Origin of the sequence: Paenibacillus amylolyticus (assembly GCF_047302515.1) — a bacterium.
GTDB classification, from domain to species: domain Bacteria; phylum Bacillota; class Bacilli; order Paenibacillales; family Paenibacillaceae; genus Paenibacillus; species Paenibacillus amylolyticus_G.
Genome location: NZ_CP168019.1, coordinates 247,600 through 264,099, shown reverse-complemented (window position 1 = coordinate 264,099; position 16,500 = coordinate 247,600). Strand labels below are relative to the sequence as shown.

At 50.7% G+C, this 16,500-nt stretch carries 14 protein-coding genes; all 14 read right to left on the bottom strand.

The features are described 5' to 3' along the window. Window positions 1-18 precede the first annotated feature (18 nt). Window positions 19-1,077: an LLM class flavin-dependent oxidoreductase gene (locus ACDJ59_RS01210; RefSeq protein ID WP_413407354.1), complete on the bottom strand. Its 1,059-nt coding sequence runs from the start codon at window positions 1,075-1,077 to the stop codon at window positions 19-21. A gap of 240 nt (window positions 1,078-1,317) precedes the next feature. Continuing rightward, window positions 1,318-2,190 (bottom strand): LysR family transcriptional regulator, encoded by an 873-nt coding sequence (locus ACDJ59_RS01205; protein WP_076253264.1) that lies wholly within the window; start codon window positions 2,188-2,190, stop codon window positions 1,318-1,320. A 69-nt stretch (window positions 2,191-2,259) separates the two neighbouring features. After that, window positions 2,260-2,808, bottom strand: a complete 549-nt coding sequence (gene ssuE, locus ACDJ59_RS01200) for an NADPH-dependent FMN reductase (RefSeq protein WP_413407353.1) — start codon at window positions 2,806-2,808, stop codon at window positions 2,260-2,262. A gap of 122 nt (window positions 2,809-2,930) precedes the next feature. Next, window positions 2,931-3,848, bottom strand: coding sequence for an ABC transporter permease (locus tag ACDJ59_RS01195; protein WP_413407352.1), 918 nt, complete (start codon window positions 3,846-3,848; stop codon window positions 2,931-2,933). A 60-nt stretch (window positions 3,849-3,908) separates the two neighbouring features. Then, the gene (locus tag ACDJ59_RS01190) at window positions 3,909-4,841 is read right to left on the bottom strand and encodes an ABC transporter permease (protein WP_036605816.1); all 933 of its coding nucleotides are present in this window, start codon (window positions 4,839-4,841) and stop codon (window positions 3,909-3,911) included. Window positions 4,842-5,102: 261 nt separating this feature from the next. After that, entirely contained in the window at window positions 5,103-6,746 is a 1,644-nt protein-coding gene (locus ACDJ59_RS01185; RefSeq protein WP_413407351.1) for an ABC transporter substrate-binding protein, read from the bottom strand. 169 nt (window positions 6,747-6,915) lie between these two features. Then, window positions 6,916-8,259, bottom strand: a complete 1,344-nt coding sequence (locus ACDJ59_RS01180) for an LLM class flavin-dependent oxidoreductase (protein ID WP_413407350.1) — start codon at window positions 8,257-8,259, stop codon at window positions 6,916-6,918. 322 nt (window positions 8,260-8,581) lie between these two features. After that, window positions 8,582-8,860, bottom strand: a complete 279-nt coding sequence (locus ACDJ59_RS01175; protein ID WP_413407349.1) for a glutaredoxin family protein — start codon at window positions 8,858-8,860, stop codon at window positions 8,582-8,584. 351 nt (window positions 8,861-9,211) lie between these two features. After that, a complete protein-coding gene (locus ACDJ59_RS01170) occupies window positions 9,212-10,939 on the bottom strand; it encodes a glycosyltransferase family 2 protein (RefSeq protein WP_413407348.1) in 1,728 nt (575 codons plus the stop codon). 66 nt (window positions 10,940-11,005) lie between these two features. Further along, window positions 11,006-11,653, bottom strand: a complete 648-nt coding sequence (locus tag ACDJ59_RS01165; RefSeq protein WP_413409686.1) for a GT-D fold domain-containing glycosyltransferase — start codon at window positions 11,651-11,653, stop codon at window positions 11,006-11,008. Between the two features lie 899 nt (window positions 11,654-12,552). After that, window positions 12,553-13,284, bottom strand: a complete 732-nt coding sequence (locus tag ACDJ59_RS01160) for a sugar phosphate nucleotidyltransferase (RefSeq protein WP_074096322.1) — start codon at window positions 13,282-13,284, stop codon at window positions 12,553-12,555. Further along, window positions 13,281-14,054: a glycosyltransferase family 2 protein gene (locus ACDJ59_RS01155; protein ID WP_413407347.1), complete on the bottom strand. Its 774-nt coding sequence runs from the start codon at window positions 14,052-14,054 to the stop codon at window positions 13,281-13,283. Before ACDJ59_RS01155 ends, ACDJ59_RS01160 begins: the two co-directional genes overlap by 4 nt. Next, the gene (locus ACDJ59_RS01150) at window positions 14,054-15,166 is read right to left on the bottom strand and encodes a glycosyltransferase family A protein (protein WP_413407346.1); all 1,113 of its coding nucleotides are present in this window, start codon (window positions 15,164-15,166) and stop codon (window positions 14,054-14,056) included. The genes ACDJ59_RS01155 and ACDJ59_RS01150 overlap by 1 nt, the downstream gene beginning before the upstream one ends. 41 nt (window positions 15,167-15,207) lie before the next feature. Then, a complete protein-coding gene (locus ACDJ59_RS01145; RefSeq protein ID WP_413407345.1) occupies window positions 15,208-16,173 on the bottom strand; it encodes a glycosyltransferase family 2 protein in 966 nt (321 codons plus the stop codon). Between the last annotated feature and the right edge of the window lie 327 nt (window positions 16,174-16,500).

Genomic DNA, 16,500 nt, shown 5'->3' with positions numbered 1-16,500 from the left:
TATATTAACTGCCTACTTCTATCCGATTGCTGCTTCTTCCTTGGATTCCAGTGCAAATTCACTTAGTCCCTGCTCTGCCAGAATCTCACGCAACAATTCGAATGAACGAATTCGCTTGGTAAAGTCCCGTGTAGCTGTAGTCACAATGAACTCTTCCACAGCAAACTCCTGCTGGAACTTCAGCAGTGCCTGACCTACGCTTTCCTTCGTCCCCCGGGTCACACTTGGCTCCAAAATTTCGATCCGATAGGTTTCGTTTGATTGACGGCCGAATTCTTCCGCCTGTTCCACAGAACCAACCGTCAGCACCTTCCCACTCTCCAGATGAATCTTCACCAGCATATGCTCGCTCGCAAGTCCTTCCGCTTCTTCCTCACTCTCGGCCACAATTAACGATATGGCTAGTGCAGCGTAGGGCTCCCGTCCCTGGGAACGATCAAATTGTTCACGATATACACGGATCGCTTGAAGTGCTACCTCTATATTACTGTTAATGAACAGTGAAAAGACATATGGGAGTCCCAGTTCAGCAGCCATGCCTGCACTATCAACACTGGCTCCGAGCACGTACAGCTCCGCTGGAATGTCGGACAAGGGCGAGGCGCTGAGACCTGCAAGTGGATGTGATGGATCTTCAAGCGGCTCATTGTGGATGTATCGTTTCACTTGAACAATTTTCTCCTTCAGAGATGAGGCTTCCTGAATACCTTCCTGCAACGCCTGTGTCGAACGTGGTAACCCGCCTGGTGCACGACCGATTCCCAGGTCAACTCTTCCTGGTCCGAGCGCGGCGAGGATATTGAAATTCTCGGCGACTTTGTATGGACTATAATGCTGGAGCATTACTCCGCCAGACCCCAGCCGAATCCGCTTTGTATGCGCAAGCAAGTGGGAGATGAGTACTTCCGGGGAGGAACCTGCAACATGCCCTGAATCATGGTGCTCCGACACCCAGAATCGATGGAATCCAAGTTGCTCTGCACGCTGTGCCAGCTCAATCGTATGGCGAAAAGCATCCACCGCCGTTTCCCCTTCATAGATGGGAGTCTGATCCAAAATGCCAACACGAATACTCATATCCTTCTCCTCCTTGATTGTGCTGAACCGCTGTTCTTGAATCACTATTAAGTTGAACTGGAGATGTTACACTTTATCACTCCGATTGCAGTACCATCTTCCGATCACTCTTATCCCCAGATTTTCTTTACTCCCTTGGTTCAAGGGAAAAATCTGTTGATAAATGCGCACGCTTCGCTTCTTCAGATTGGTTCTGCACTCTCCGTTTTGGTGTAAAAGTCAGATTCAACGTTAGACGCTTTATAACTTTCGCAGCAGTTCCCCGAAGGGCTCTGCCAATGGCGAATATTCTTCCTTTAAAGTAACGACGCTGATCTGCAACGATACACCTGCTACCTCATGTACCTGAATGGGGAACAACTCCTGATTCTGCACTTCCTTCTTCACCGTAAGTCCCGGGAGAAAGGCAATGCCTGCCCCTTGCATAACCAGTTTCTTCGCCGTCTCCGAATTATCGACATGATATGTAATATTCGGCGGATGTTCCAGCGAGTCGAAAGCCCGGTGAATGCGCAGCCAGTCCAGTGAACCACATTCAAAAAAGACCAGTTGCTCATTCCGGATGGCTTCCATGCTGACATGCCCGCTCTCAATGAATGGATGCCCTTTGTACACATAGAGCTGAATCGGATCTTCATAAAAAGCAACCGTACGGATCGCAGGATGCATGACCTTGCGCACAAAAGCAAGATCGATCTCCTGACCAAGCAGTTTGGCAATCAGCTGATCCGTCGTTGCTGTCGTCAATTTGATATTAATTTCGGGGTAAGCTTCCTTGATCTTGGGTAAAAAATCGGGAATGACATAGTTGGATACCGATACTGTACTACCGAGTCGAAGAGCATCCGGTGTTGATCGCCGTTGCTGAATCTTCTGCTTGCCCTTCTGAATCACTTGCAGCACTTGCTGCGCATACGGCAGGAATTTCCGACCTTCTTCTGTCAGCACGATTTGTTTGCCAAGCCGATCAAACAACTTGCAGCCCAGCTCCCTTTCCAGTGACTGAATGCGAGCTGTGACCGAAGGTTGGGACAAGAAGAGTACTTCGGCAGCCTTATTGAAGCTTCCATAATGATTGATATATACAAATGCTTCAATATTCTCGATATTCATGAGCGCCTCCGTATCCACGTCCGCAGACGTTTGATCTTATATTGATTTATCCAATATATTTACTTGGTTTTACGATATCGTAATCCCATCCTTTTCCAGTGTCAATAACAATTCATCCAGTGAGCGATCCAGACGTGTAGTAATATCCGCCGAGAGCACAAATTTCCCATCATCCAGTCGTTCGATTCCCTGATCCACAGCATACACGCCACCCAAGATATGTCTTCCACCAAGGGCTGCCAGAACAGGTTTCAATGCATAATCAATGGCGAGCAGATGAGCAATGGAGCCACCGATAACGAGCGGAAGTGTCAACTTACCCCGTAATCCTTCTTGCGGAATCAGATCCAGGAACAGCTTGAGTACTCCCGAGTACGATGCCTTGTATACTGGCGTAGCCACAATAACTGCATCCGCCGCTTCCACGACAGCAAGTGCATCACGAATGAATGAGCTGTCAAACCGGGCTTGCACCAGATCCTCAGCGGGTAGATCCACAACATGAATGACTTCAACGGTGATGCCTGCCTCCGTTAATTTTTGGCTGCTGTAATCCGTCAGACCTGTCAAACGCGAACGTTTGGAAGGTGATCCGGCAATAATGACAACATGTGACATGAATATCTCCTCCTCAAGCGTAAACGGCTGTCGAAGTCCTCTGGTGCAACGCTACCGTTTCGCAGTGAAATATAAAAATGGATAGGGTGAAACTTATAAATTCTTATATTTTGGAATAGCGGTCAAGCCGCTCCTTTTACTTTGGGGTCCAGCCGATCGCGAATATCGTCTCCAATCAGATTAACCGCCAGTACAAACAACGTGATCGCCAGACCCGGGAACGTACAGATCCACCAGGCAACCGTCAGATAACCTCTACCTTGTGAGAGCAATGCGCCCCAATCCGGAATTTCCTTCAACACCCCAAGTCCCAGAAAACTGAGTCCGGAGCCCGTAAGGATCGATGTCCCTACGCCCAGCGTAGCCATGACCAGCAAGGGTGACAACGAATGTGGCAGTACATGTTTCCAGAAAATACGTGCATTGGAACCGCCCAGTGAACGTGTCGCTGTAATGAAAGGCAGACCTTTAACTGATATGACCTGCCCACGCATCACCCGTGCGTATCCCGGAATGGAGGAAACCGCAACAGCCAGTGCAATATTCATCAGCCCTGGCCCGAGAGCAGCTGCAACAGACAATGCCAGGAGCACGCCGGGTACAGCCATCAGAATATCAACAGCCCGCATCGTGATGGTATCAACAACGCCTCCGGCATAACCGGAGATAATACCAAGAGCACTACCGACAATACCGCCCACAAGCACCGAAGCAAATCCAATGAGCAGCGAATCCCTGCTTCCATGCACAACCACACTGAAGATATCCCTGCCAAAGTAGTCCGTCCCGAACAGATGCGCAGCAGAAGGAGCCTGCAGGATAACATCCGTCATCATCTGAGTTGGATCATAGGGCGCAATCCAGCCCGGTACAATCGCACATGCCACGGTAAACACCACCACCAGCAATGCTGCATAAAAGAATAATCGGGATACCGCGAATGAGACGCGATAGCGCCAAGGGCGGCGATTCCACAGATGGATACGTCCTACACTGCCGGCCCATGCTTTTTTGTCACCAGCCAAAGGTTTCATGCTCATGAGCAACAACTCCTCCTTTCATACTCCGCGTCAGGACACTTCTGACTGTTCCATCCAATATTATGTGCGGACTGCACGCCGAACCCGGGGATCAATGTACGAATACGAGATATCCACCAGCAGGTTCAAGACCACATAGATAATGGATGTAAAGAAAACAACCCCTTGCACCACTGGCAGATCCTTGGCCATTAGCGCATCCGCAATAATTCGGCCGATTCCCTGTCTGGAGAAGACGGTCTCCACCACAACGGTTCCCGCCAGCAGATCACCGATCAACATGCCGATTACCGTTACAGCAGGAATAAGCGCATTACGCAGTGCATGACCATACATGATGGCACGTTCCGAAAGTCCTTTGGCCCGTAACGCCACAATAAACGGTTCATTGATCACTTCCAGCATGCTGTTCCGCACCATCCGTACAATAAATCCTGCACCCACGAGACCCAGCGTAGCTGCCGGAAGAACCAGTGAGCTGAATCCGTCGGAACCCATCGCCGGGAACCAGCCAAGCTGTACTGAAAATAACAGGATGAGCAGTATCCCCGTCCAGAAGGTTGGCATGGAGATGCCGAACAGTCCAACGAGCCTGGCAACGAAATCAATCACGCCATTGCGATGAATCGCAGACAGTACACCGAGTGTAATTCCAATCGTGATGGCAATGATTGAGCTGAGTGCGGTCAAAGCCAGTGTGGCTGGGAAATGTTCCAATATTTTTGGCAAAACCGGATCCGAATTGATCATTGATTTACCGAAATCCCCACGCAGCATATCACCAAAATAGTTCGCAAACTGGATGTAAAACGGCTGATCCAGTCCAAGCTGAACCCGCAGATTCTCGATCATCTCCGGGGTAGCCGAGGACGGGTCCAGCATGAGCAGAACCGGATCACCCGGCAGAAGATACATGATGCAGTACACCAGCACCGAAGCTCCGAAAATAACCAGAAGCGATGTTGCGAGTCGTGACAGTATCGTTTGAACCATACCGGGATATCTCCTTCCTGAATCTGGATTGGCCGTTCCTATAGTGCGTGTTCAAAAAGACCAGTTTTCAGTACCGAGAAGATGGAAAGAAGCTAGAAATGGAGTAGCGGAGCGTAGGAAACTACGTGAGCAACTGAAATGTTTCCGAAGGAAACATCCTTCGTAAGCCCCCCGCTTATTTCGGCTGAATTTCATATTCGATGCTGATCATGCCATTAGGCATGACTCGTAATCAAAAGTGGACTTTTTGAACAACCTCTGTTAAGGCTGAATGCGGACGTCGTTAAAGAGTGGATAACCCAATGAATCGAACTTGATGCCTTCGACCTTTTTGGATGCGGCGACGGTATAAGGGAATACATAGATCGGCAGAATTACCGCTTGCTCAATCAGGTATTGCTGGATCTGATTGTAGATCTGAACACGTTTATCAGGATCCGTCTCGACCGCTCCCTGCTCTAACAGTTCATCGATCTTTGGATCAGACAAACCGGACAATGTCGGGCGCTCGCCCTCTGCACTCGTATGATAGAAAGCGTACAAGGCATTAGGATCAGAATTGACCTGACTGTTGCCATAGAGATCATAATCCCAGTTCTGATAGATGACTGTTGCGATATCTTTTGTAATCTCGACTTCAACGGCAATGCCAACCTGTTTCAACTGTTGTTGGATAATGGCGGCAATGTCATTGCGTTTCTCCCGATTGGGCGAACCATCGACATAACGCAGGGTCAGTTTCTGGCCGTCTTTGGCACGTATACCGTCAGCGCCTTTCACCCAGCCTTGTTCATCGAGCAGCTGATTGGCTTTGTTGATGTCCGGGTTGATGCTTCCTTCCAGCGATGCATCATAACCAAGGATTCCAGGAGACAGTGCGGACCACGCACGTTCGTAGTTGCCCAGATACAATGTTTTGACAATCGATTCTACATCTACGGCGGATTGTACCGCCTGCCTTACTTTCACATCATCCCAAGGCGCTTTGCGCAGATTGAAAAAGAGTGTATATGGCAACCCAACCGTGTTGGCCTGCAACAATTGCTGGTTCGGATCGTTTTTCAATGCAGCGATATTCTGCGGTGGAACCGTTTCGGCAGCGAGTACCTGACTACTCTGTACACTTCCGATGCGCGTCGCTTCTTCCGGTACAATCTTGAATGTGATCGTATCCACATGGGGCGCGGCTTTATTTTCAACCGTCTCAGGTCCCCAGTTGTAATCCTTGTTTTTGGCAACGACGATATCCGCATTTTCATCCCATTTCACAAAGGTATACGGACCTGTGCCCACCGGATTTTTACCTAGCTGGTCACCATATTTTTGGGCAGCTGTAGGGGATACGATCCCCAGAAGTGCCTGGCTCAAGTTACCGAGAAAGGCTTGCGATGGTGATTCCAGATTTACCTTGATGGTATATTCATCAATGACTTCGGAGGAGCTATACGGTCTAATCAGGGCCAGAGAATTGGCAGCTTTGGTGGCCGGGTCGATCACCCGGTCCAGATTGTATTTCACAGCTTCCGCATTAAACGGTGTACCATCATGGAACTTCACACCTTCACGCAGCTTGAACGTATAACTCTTGCCGTCTTTGGATACGCTCCATTCCGTGGCAAGCCAAGGTTTGATGGAACCATCAGGCAGCTGCACGACCAGATTGTCGTAGATCGTTCGGATGGCGCGTACTGTTACGGCAAGCCCACTGCGATGAGGGTCTAGTGTATCTGGTGAAGTCGCGAGTGCAAAAGTCAGGTTGCCTCCTTCAGCTTGCCCGGCCTGCCCCCCGCCTGATGCTTGTGCCGTACTGTTCGTGCTGCCTCCCGCCGCTCCGCAACCGGATAATACCATCACCAATACTGCTGCCAATGCCATATATTTCATCCATGAGATAGACCTGTTCATATCGCTTCCCCCTCTGTGTATACAGGTGTCATTAAATTGATGTTTATACCAATACTATATATATCCTATGAGTTAAGTCGGTTTTAAGATAGTGTGAATCGTAGTAATTACTTTATTACCGGTTGGAGAAAACAGCAGACAAAATCAGATGCTCGTTCGCTCCTATCCGTTATGCCAAATCAGATACAACTTGCTTCTTCGCAGCCGTATAACGGTTAACCGGAATCTGTACCCCAAGGTTACCTCGCAATGTATCGTGTTCATAGTCCGTACGATACAGACCGCGTTCTTGCAGAATCGGAACAACCAGTTCCACAAAATCAGACAATCCACTTGGCAGCTCCGAAGCAATAATGAAACCATCCGCTGCTTCCGTCTCAAACCATTCCTGAATCTTGTCAGCAACCTGCTCCGGTGTGCCCAGGAATTTGCTGCGCGGTGTTGCTGCCCGCAGAGCCACTTCACGCAAGGTCAATCCTTGCTCTTTGGCATCCTTCTTGATCTTGTCGGTTCCACTGCGGAAACTGTTGCTTCCAATGCCATTCAGCTCCGGGAACGGTTCATCCAGCGGATATTGGGAGAAATCATGGTGTTCGAAGAAACGTCCCAGGTAATCCAGCGCTTTATCAATGGTAACCAGGCTTGCAATCTCCTGATATTTCTGTTCAGCTTCCTCTTCCGTCCGTCCAACAATAGGATTGATGCCTGGCAGAATAACAATATCCTGTGCAGAACGTCCATAGGAAGCCGCCCGTGTTTTGACATCTTTATAGAATGCCTGTGCATCTTCAATCGTATCGTGTCCGGTAAAGACAGCATCCGCTTCTTGCGCCGCCAGCGTTTTGCCATCTTCCGATGAACCTGCCTGGAAAATCACCGGCTGTCCTTGTCGTGAGCGCGCAATGTTAAGCGGACCCTGTACGGAGAAAAACTCTCCTTCATGATTAAGCGTGTGCAGCTTGGATGGATCGAAGAAGACACCTCTCTCTTTGTCTCTCACAAAGGCATCATCTTCCCAAGAGTCCCACAACCCTTTGGTTACCTGTAAATATTCCGCGGCAATGCGATAACGTTCCGGATGCGAAGGGTGACTGCTCTTGCTATAGTTCTTCGCTGTACCTTCCAGCGGAGAAGTCACGACGTTCCAGCCTGCACGGCCATCACTGATCTGATCGAGGGAACCGAACTGTCTGGCTACGGTGAACGGATCACTATAGGATGTCGAGAGGGTACCCACCAGTCCAATGCGTGAAGTAACGGCAGCCAAAGCGGAGAGGATACTGATTGGTTCGAAGCGATTCAGGAAATGCGGAATGGATTTCTCGGTAATATACAGACCGTCTGCGATAAAGACCAGATCGAACTTGCCTTCCTCCGCTTTCAGTGCCTGACGTTTGTAGAATCCAAAGTTAACGCTGGCATCCGACAGAACCTCCGGGTGTCTCCATGTGGTGTTGCTTCCTCCAACCCCATGAATAATGGCTCCAAATTTCAAACTGCGTTTCGCTGTCATATGCACTCCGCCTTCCTTGGATTAGAATCTTCAAAAGAATGATCAAGGGCCAACTGAACTGATTACGTATGCAAAATAACTTAAAAGTTAACTATTCCTATGAGTTTGGTTTGTTTTAATTTCACAAATCTTATCACTGCCCCGTAAAAGGGTCAACAGCGTGACTAATAGATTTTTTCTATATGAACATTGAAGATGTAAATAAGACCATTTACATCCCAAGAGAGCTATAACTTATGAACGTTCCGGCTGCTGTACAAATGCGATCTTGCATCATGCAGCAGCCGGAACGGCTTGCTCCAAAGGTATATATCAACTCCCGTTAGACTGCTGCCGCTTCGTCCACTCGTGCCAGAAGTTCAGCCAGCTTCTCCAGATCAGGTTCCAGCAAAGCTTCAAACTTGCCGTCCCCTCCCACCTCAATAACGGGTACATGCCGAATGCCATATTTTGCTTCAAGCACATCACGCAGCACGTCATTACCCTGCACTTCAATGTTCTCAAAAGGCTGGTTTCGCTCTGTCAGAAATGCTTTCACTTCCCCGCAGAAATGACAGCCTGTTTTGCTCCACAGCACGACTTTTTTGGTAGATGAAGACATCGACATACCTCCTGATTGGTTTTAAGATCAAGATCTGGGCCATTGAATATGAATGCCTTAGACCTTTAATTCCCATCTGTTAAATAAGAATTATGGCTCTAAATGTACTCCTGTGCCCTCCCTGCGTCAATGGATCTGCTAATAGAATAAACCTATAACCAAATAGAAAGATTAAATTATAAATTTGAAAGATGGATTTATTTTACAGGAATGAATCGCTCTGCTTGTAGTCTAGCTACCAACTCATATGTAATATTCGGATGCGGAATGAATTAGAGCGATTACACAGGGTACCGCTACATTTTCCATTCCGCATCATGCTGCTGTTTCGCATAAACAGATCGCCTGACATTACAGATCGGGGTTCAAGAGCTGAGGTGGGGCGATAATGGGCCAGCCTTCTTCCATCGCATTCAGTTGGTCCGCAGACACGCTGATAATATGCACAGAATGTACACCCCAACGTTCTGCCGCATAGACCGATACAAATCGTCTCCGCTTGTCTCCGCTGATCTGATATCGAATCTCGGGTGCATCCACTGCGGCAACAATACTTCCTTCTGCCAAGCCATGGTGAGAACCATGAACCGCTGTCGTATGCACCTGTTGTGACTCCCTCGGCCATCCTTGCACGTCCCCCGCTGATATCAGTGCTTCTCCGGCAGGAATGGCGAGCAGGTCCGGTTTGGCAACCTGAACAGGAGATATTCCACGCGGTACAGGGATATTCAGCTTCCGTCGCCGACCGCCGGTTAAAGTATAGACATCTCCTTTGGCATCGGACAGGAACGAACCTTCCGGGTAGAAGTCATAACTGTGTCTGAACTGTAATGTCGGATCTTGGCTGCCCTGCGTTGAGATTCGCTGACGCGGATCCATTGGGTTTGTGTCACCCTCCTCTTGTTGACCGGATGGGGTACCAGAGGTTTGTTGTCTAGCCAAGCGGGAGGTTTCGGCAACCAGCGCATGGGGATCTCCCCACTTTTGGCTATAAAACTGCTCGTTATCCTTATTCACTACAGCAAAGTCTTGCTCACCCAAGGCTTTCATACTGACACTTCCGAAGTGGTGGATAAAAGCATCCCCGGCTACCGCAAGTTGGTATCCTGCCAGCTTCACCCGGATGATCCAGTCATCATCTTCGAAATTGCCCACCGCGTACCCTTCGTCCAGATAACCTACCCGTTCCAGCAGCTCCCGTGAGAACAGCCAGCAGAATCCGACCAAGCGATCGGTTATTCGATGTTTGTCTGCATCCGGACGATTATGTGTGGCGGCAAAAGGCCACATCTCTTCTACCTCACGGTACGGAACCTCAATCTGCTGATCCCCACCAATATAGTTGGTCACCGGGCCCACCACACCAATCTTCGGATCACCGGCAAGACAAGTCATCATGTTATCCAGCCAGCCCGGAGTAACCAACGTATCGTTGTTCAGCACGATGATATGTCGTCCTCTCGCCATCATCAGCCCATGATTGACACCTCCGGCAAACCCGCGATTCTGATCCAGGGCAGCCACCCTCACCATACCGCCTTTGCGGAGCATGGCCTCGGCAGTTCCATCCTTGGAGGCATTATCCACGACAATGATTTCGAAGGGGGGAGGGGTATGCTTTTCGATACTCGACACACATTGCAGCACATACTCCCGCTGATTGTACGTGGGGATAATGATGCTAACTCCTTCAAAAACAAGACCAAACGAGCTCTGTCCCTGGCGGACACCTTCGTTGTATCCTCTGGTATACCCCTGTTTGTAGAGCCTGGCACCTTTGGGTGTGCGCCTGCTTTTGCCTTTACGTCTGGATTTCCGAATTGAGTGGCGACCTGCTGCATGCAGGACTGCCATATCAGATCGCGAGACATCTTGCTGTGTGGCACGGCGGGCCGCTTTTTTTTCGCTGCTTATGCTGCCATTCCTGTTGTTTTCACTGCGGCTGTTGTCACTGTGAGTGCTGATATTTGGAGTGATGTTGTGATGAATGTTGCCATTTCGACGGATGACGTTTCGAGCATTAACCTTGTTGTTACGACCATGACGTCCTTCCCCGCGCTGTTGATCGGGTGTGTTCATGTTGCTCCCTCCATTTCCACTTGTCCGTGAGGCCAACACGCGCATAACCAGCCCCCGGACGGTCCACTAGAGTTGAAGCTCTCCTGTTACCAGTTTGTCAGCCAAATGTCCAAAATCCAGAGCGACCTTGCCGAGTTCACCTGCAATTCGCCGACACAGAATGACCGCCGGAATTCCCGCCGCCACCAAAGCGATATCAAAAGCATGTTCTGCGGTTTGCTGCATCACCCTCGGAATATCCATAACTCCCGCCACAGAATCAATGATGCCTGTGACATGAATCCCCCGGTTATGCAGCAGTGCCGCAAGCTCTGGTGCCTGGCTACCTATGAGCAGAACCCGCCGTCCTTGCAGTAAGGGCAACACCAGGCCGGACTGATGCAGACTGTAATTGATTGTGGAGCTGGTCAATTTCAGCCGGGACCAGTCGATCCCGAAGTGGCGCAACACCGGGAATAACAGCCCCTGGAATGTCGGTGCCCGCGAGATCGGCACGCCAACCCAGTCGGCGGCCTGAATGGCTTCCGCAAGCATCGCGCGGATGTCTGGCGTTGAGCATGGCACCCCTGCATAGGGCAGAAACGGTGCCAGCTCCTGCACTTCCTGGCCTGGCAGCACCGTATCGGCTGCCAGCGTGAGCAGTTCGCCATCTCCGAGGCGAACGACAGACAAGGGGCGCTGCGCATCCAGCGCCGCCGTGATGTGTCCAGCCATCTCATGAGGGCTGGACAGCCGGGCCAGGCTGGGCGCATATTGGCGGAATCCCGCTGCGATCAGATCTGCCGCCGCCACGGCAGGCAGAATGTGATCCGGCGGGATGTGCTGCGCCACCAGCGCCTCCCCGCCGGCGAATACGCCGTCGCGGTAGCCCTCGGCGTAGCCGCCGGGCACGGCCTCCGCCTGCACTGTGTGCTCCGCAGGCGGAGGCGGCAAGCCCTTCGCGCTGCCCGCCTTCGCGCCGGCAGCGCCTCCCCGCCCTGCGGGGGCGACACCCTTCGGGTGTGTCGCCTGGCGCGGGGCGGGGCCAGCACCGCTGGCAGGCATCGCCTGTGGCGTGCTGGCTTGCGGTGCTGGCATGGGCGCACGGCGCATCGCCGTGCGCTGCTTGGCGCGGGCAGCGGCACGCCTGCCCCGCGCTGATGCTGGCCTGCGCCCAGCAGTGGCCCGGCGCAGGCCGGCTTTGCCTTTGCCGGTGCGGCTGGCTCTTGCCGCTTTGCTCGCACTTGCAGAGCCAGCTTTGCCTGCTCTGCCAACAACACTGCCTGTGCTGCTCGCTTTCCTTGCACGGACCTTATGCGATGAGCCGGCAGATGTACCCGCTTTGGTCGGGGTACTATGTTTCCCTGACTTCACACCTCTGACTCCAGCAGACCCTGTACCTGCTGCTGTCGGAGTGCCACTGCCCATAAATACGGCCGGGTGGATGCCCCGGGGTTTACCCGACACGGAAGCCCTAGCGGCCCCGGTGCGTGTCACTACTCTCACGCCATTCCCTCCTTTGGCATGCACGAGGATTGTCGCTGCGCAAAGCGCCGGAGCATCCTTCCAGCTCCGGCGCAGAGTGTTCTGCTCCCATGGGGCACCGCACAGCGGCAGCATCAGTCGCATATATTTTAGGGCAATTGTCCTTTCATACGGACAGCAGCTTCCTGGAGCGATTCAAATGTACCTGCATCACTCCAATATTTCTGCAAAATATCGTATTCCAGTCCGCCAGCAGATGCGTAGTGATTATTCACATCCGTAATTTCAAGTTCTCCACGCGCAGACGGCGCAATGTTGCGAATCAGGTTAAATACATGATCATCATACATGTATATGCCCGTCACACAATAAGAGGTTTTCGGCTGGCTTGGCTTCTCCTCAATGTACGAGATTCGCTCTGGATGCTTTGGATCAAAAACAGGCACCCCGTAACGTCGTGCATCATCCACCTCTTTGAGCAGAACTCGCGCTGTACCAGCAGGTTGCTGCATGTAACGGTCCACATAAGGCTTCAGATCATCGCTGAAGAGATTATCTCCGAGAAGCACAACGAATTTTTCGCCAGGAAGAATAAAAGTGGTCGCCAGATCCAACGCTTCCGCAATCCCGCCTGCCTTTTCCTGAATGCGATAAGTCAACTTGACCCCATGATCCGCTCCGCCACCAAGATACTCTGTATATAACCCGGCGGAATGTTTGTTGATCACAATCAATAGTTCATCAATGCCTGCCTGACGGAGCCTGTCGATGCCATACATAATCATCGGATGTTTACCGACTGGAAGCAGATGTTTGTTAATGAGCCGGGTCAGCGGATACAGTCTAGTTCCTGTTCCGCCGGCAAGAATTACACCTTTCATTCCACGTTCCCTCCTTCATCGGATATGTCCATATATTCAAGCGGATCGACATGCCATTTGTTCATAAAAATCGAACGATTACGCTCAAGCAGCTGTTTCCACGCTACCGGATCAGTCTTCTGGAAGCTGGCACTTCCCTGATGATGCACGAGAACATCTCCACATACCAGCAGGCGATATCCCTGCAATCTTGTTCTATAACAATAATCGTCATCCTCATAGTGTCCCGGAGAATATGCCTCGTCAAGCAGTCCAACTGATTCCACGACATCTCGTTTCATCAGCATGCACAGACCGACGATCCGGCGTACTTCCCTCCACCTTGAAGAATCCGCAACATTATTGGAATTGGCCAACTCCTGAAAATGTTCCATGTCCCGAAATTGCAGTTTAATCTGCTGGATGCCGCTTGCATAATTCGTAACAGGACCCGTGATCCCAATACTTGCGTCACTGTACAGAGCCGTTCGCAGGTTCTCCAGCCAACGGGGCGTGACCGTAACATCATTGTTCAACAGCAACAACTCATCCCCGCAAGCTGCACGAAGTCCAGCGTTACACGCTACCGGAAACCCCCGATTGTCCGGGAACCTTACAAATCGAATTCGCTCCAGCGCACAATATTCAGCCGTTCCATCCGTCGAACCGTTATCTACCACGATAATTTCATATGACGCAGGATCGCCCGAGTATTGACGTATGGCATCGATGCAGGGCCTGATCAGATCCAGCCCATTGTAAGTTGGGATAATCATACTCGTCAGTGTCATTAGGCGTTCCTCCTGTAAGCGACTTCTACACGGGAGAGTGTATGTGCCTGGGCTGGATTCCAACCTGTACCCAGCAATGTAGCCAGTGCCTCCAGATGATCTCCGATGATCAATTTGGCGACATCATTCCCACTTCCCGTGTTACCAGGACGCAACCGATTGGAACGAATAACATCCACCTGACTTGGTGCCGAGACGTTCATTCCATGCTGAATAGCTAGACTTTGTGCCTTAGGTGGAACGGCCAGTGATGCTGGCTTCACGGTCTGAATCATACGACGAGACAATGCATGAGGCACGGCTGTCATGGAATTGGAACCAAGATCTGCCCTGCCTAATGTCCGATTCAGATATGCTTTGATCCGGCTTACCTCATCCTGGCCTACAAACGCAGGCAGCAAAGACGTCAGATTATTCAACGCCACATCCTGTCCCCGATCAACCGCGAACAGAAAGGGTGCAAGCTGTTCAGCCGAGACCACCATATCTCCATCCACAAAAAGTACCGTCTCCGCATCCGTCATCTTGGCTCCAAGTGCCCGGCCCACATCATGTCCTGCCCGATCCGGTTCATAGATTACTGTAAGTCCCGGCTGCCTTAGTACCTGCTTCAAACTGTCATCTGTCGTTCCATTCAGTACCACAATAATATCCGTCAGAGGCAACCGCTTTAGTTGCAATAACACCTGCCCCAGTGTGTGTTCCTCATTACAGGCACAGACAACGGCAGCAGCCGAATGACGAAGAGGTAGTGGCACGATCTGGAATGAATGTCCCGTGGCCTGAGCATAACCCTGCATAAATGCCTTACCTGCCTTCAGAGCTAGCTCGAAGTTGCTTAGCTCCGCAACATTCGCCGCGTGTGCATTCCATACGAGACGTGCATGTTTTTCTGATACTGTGTTGTTCGCCTTTGCCTCGCTTCCTGCAACTTGCCCCGCTTTCCACATCAAGTGCAGATCTACTTGGCCAGACTTTGATCGGCTTCTTCTTGTTTTTTGAATATCTACATGTTTCTTGTTCCTATGACGCTTGTTCATTACTGTTCGTCTTGCTGTCGTTCGTCTATTTGTTGTCCGCCTGCGGTGAACAACCCCTGAACGTCCCTTCATTTCCTCACCTCCAGCATGCTGCATCATCCGATGCGACATGCTTACCTCGCCAGGTTGCGAACACGTTGCAGATCGGTATAACCTCCGCGGGGACCGAGCGTATCCGTAATCCACTTAATCGCTGCCATATGATCATTCAGTACCACTTGACTTAGCGGATCAGGTCCGCTTCGCTTTTTGATTCGTACTGCATTCATTCTACCCACAGGTACGTGATGAACAGCGCGTACCCGAAGTCCGCCGATCACTGCCTTGGCTTGTGCGAGTGGCGGAACTTCCAGTGAGGATATCCCCATGACCTCAAGTCCTTTTCGGCTTATTGCATGTGGAATAGCTGTCATGGATGCCCCCCGGAGATCGGATCTTGCGAGTATGCTGTTCAACATGTGTTTGGCCTCCACTACCGGATGAACGGGATGATGAGTGACCGGCCCATGGTAGTCGTTAAGCGCCACATCCGTTCCCTTCAGCACAGCCTTCACGTAAGGTGCAAGGTGCTCTGCGGGAATTGGGATATCTGCATCAGTAAATAACAATACCTGACCGCGCGCCTCCGCAGCGCCTACTTTTCGTCCTCCATCATGCCCCAGCGCTTCTGCATACGTGAGCACTCGTGCTCCAGCACGTTTGGCTGCGTTAGCCGTACCGTCTGTTGAACCATTCACAATGACAAGCACTTCAGCATCACGGCATATCCGCAGCGCTTCACGTACAACTGCACCAATCCTTTTCTCCTCATTCATAGCAGGGATAATGACCGAGAGCATCGTTCGCTGAGAAACATCCCTGTGTGAAGGAGCATCACTCATGCCACTTTCCGCTCCATTCTCTACTCCATCCTTAGCCTGTGACATCAGCTGTTTGGACGGAATAACGAACGTATAGGCCTTTGTACCCTTTTTGTGTCCAGACTTCCATCTTCGTTTCTTCAGCACTGTTTTTCTTCGTGTCACATTGGATCGGGTTGCATAACGTGCTGTGGTACGGGTTTTGCGCAACAGTTTCACCTCCCGCATTCGATCATCGGCATGCCAAGGGAGTACACGTTATTCTATGTATTCGTGGACCAGTGGAAACGGCGTTTGTCCTTGCACTAAGCAGGTTCTCCCTGTGAACACGAGGGTACAGGCCTCGCTTTCAGACAAAATACGTCAAAATATGTGAAAAACGCTACCTCTCCCCTACTTCAGACACAATTTTAACAAAAATCTAAATTTGTATCTTTTCCAAAGTTTTACATTGTGATAATATACGTTCCAAGCAGTTTATTTACAAAAATAACCTTGTGGTGAACATAAGTTCCCTTATATTTTTTAAATCAATTTATTGACCTT

Excerpts from the sequence above, each read along its gene's own strand:
- ACDJ59_RS01210 (WP_413407354.1), bottom strand. The coding sequence starts at position 1,077 with ATGAGTATTCGTGTTGGCATTTTGGATCAGACTCCCATCTATGAAGGG.
- ACDJ59_RS01205 (WP_076253264.1), bottom strand. The coding sequence starts at position 2,190 with ATGAATATCGAGAATATTGAAGCATTTGTATATATCAATCATTATGGA.
- ssuE (WP_413407353.1), bottom strand. The coding sequence starts at position 2,808 with ATGTCACATGTTGTCATTATTGCCGGATCACCTTCCAAACGTTCGCGT.
- ACDJ59_RS01195 (WP_413407352.1), bottom strand. The coding sequence starts at position 3,848 with ATGAGCATGAAACCTTTGGCTGGTGACAAAAAAGCATGGGCCGGCAGT.
- ACDJ59_RS01190 (WP_036605816.1), bottom strand. The coding sequence starts at position 4,841 with ATGGTTCAAACGATACTGTCACGACTCGCAACATCGCTTCTGGTTATT.
- ACDJ59_RS01185 (WP_413407351.1), bottom strand. The coding sequence starts at position 6,746 with ATGAACAGGTCTATCTCATGGATGAAATATATGGCATTGGCAGCAGTA.
- ACDJ59_RS01180 (WP_413407350.1), bottom strand. The coding sequence starts at position 8,259 with ATGACAGCGAAACGCAGTTTGAAATTTGGAGCCATTATTCATGGGGTT.
- ACDJ59_RS01175 (WP_413407349.1), bottom strand. The coding sequence starts at position 8,860 with ATGTCTTCATCTACCAAAAAAGTCGTGCTGTGGAGCAAAACAGGCTGT.
- ACDJ59_RS01170 (WP_413407348.1), bottom strand. The coding sequence starts at position 10,939 with ATGAACACACCCGATCAACAGCGCGGGGAAGGACGTCATGGTCGTAAC.
- ACDJ59_RS01165 (WP_413409686.1), bottom strand. The coding sequence starts at position 11,653 with ATGGCTGGACACATCACGGCGGCGCTGGATGCGCAGCGCCCCTTGTCT.
- ACDJ59_RS01160 (WP_074096322.1), bottom strand. The coding sequence starts at position 13,284 with ATGAAAGGTGTAATTCTTGCCGGCGGAACAGGAACTAGACTGTATCCG.
- ACDJ59_RS01155 (WP_413407347.1), bottom strand. The coding sequence starts at position 14,054 with ATGACACTGACGAGTATGATTATCCCAACTTACAATGGGCTGGATCTG.
- ACDJ59_RS01150 (WP_413407346.1), bottom strand. The coding sequence starts at position 15,166 with ATGAAGGGACGTTCAGGGGTTGTTCACCGCAGGCGGACAACAAATAGA.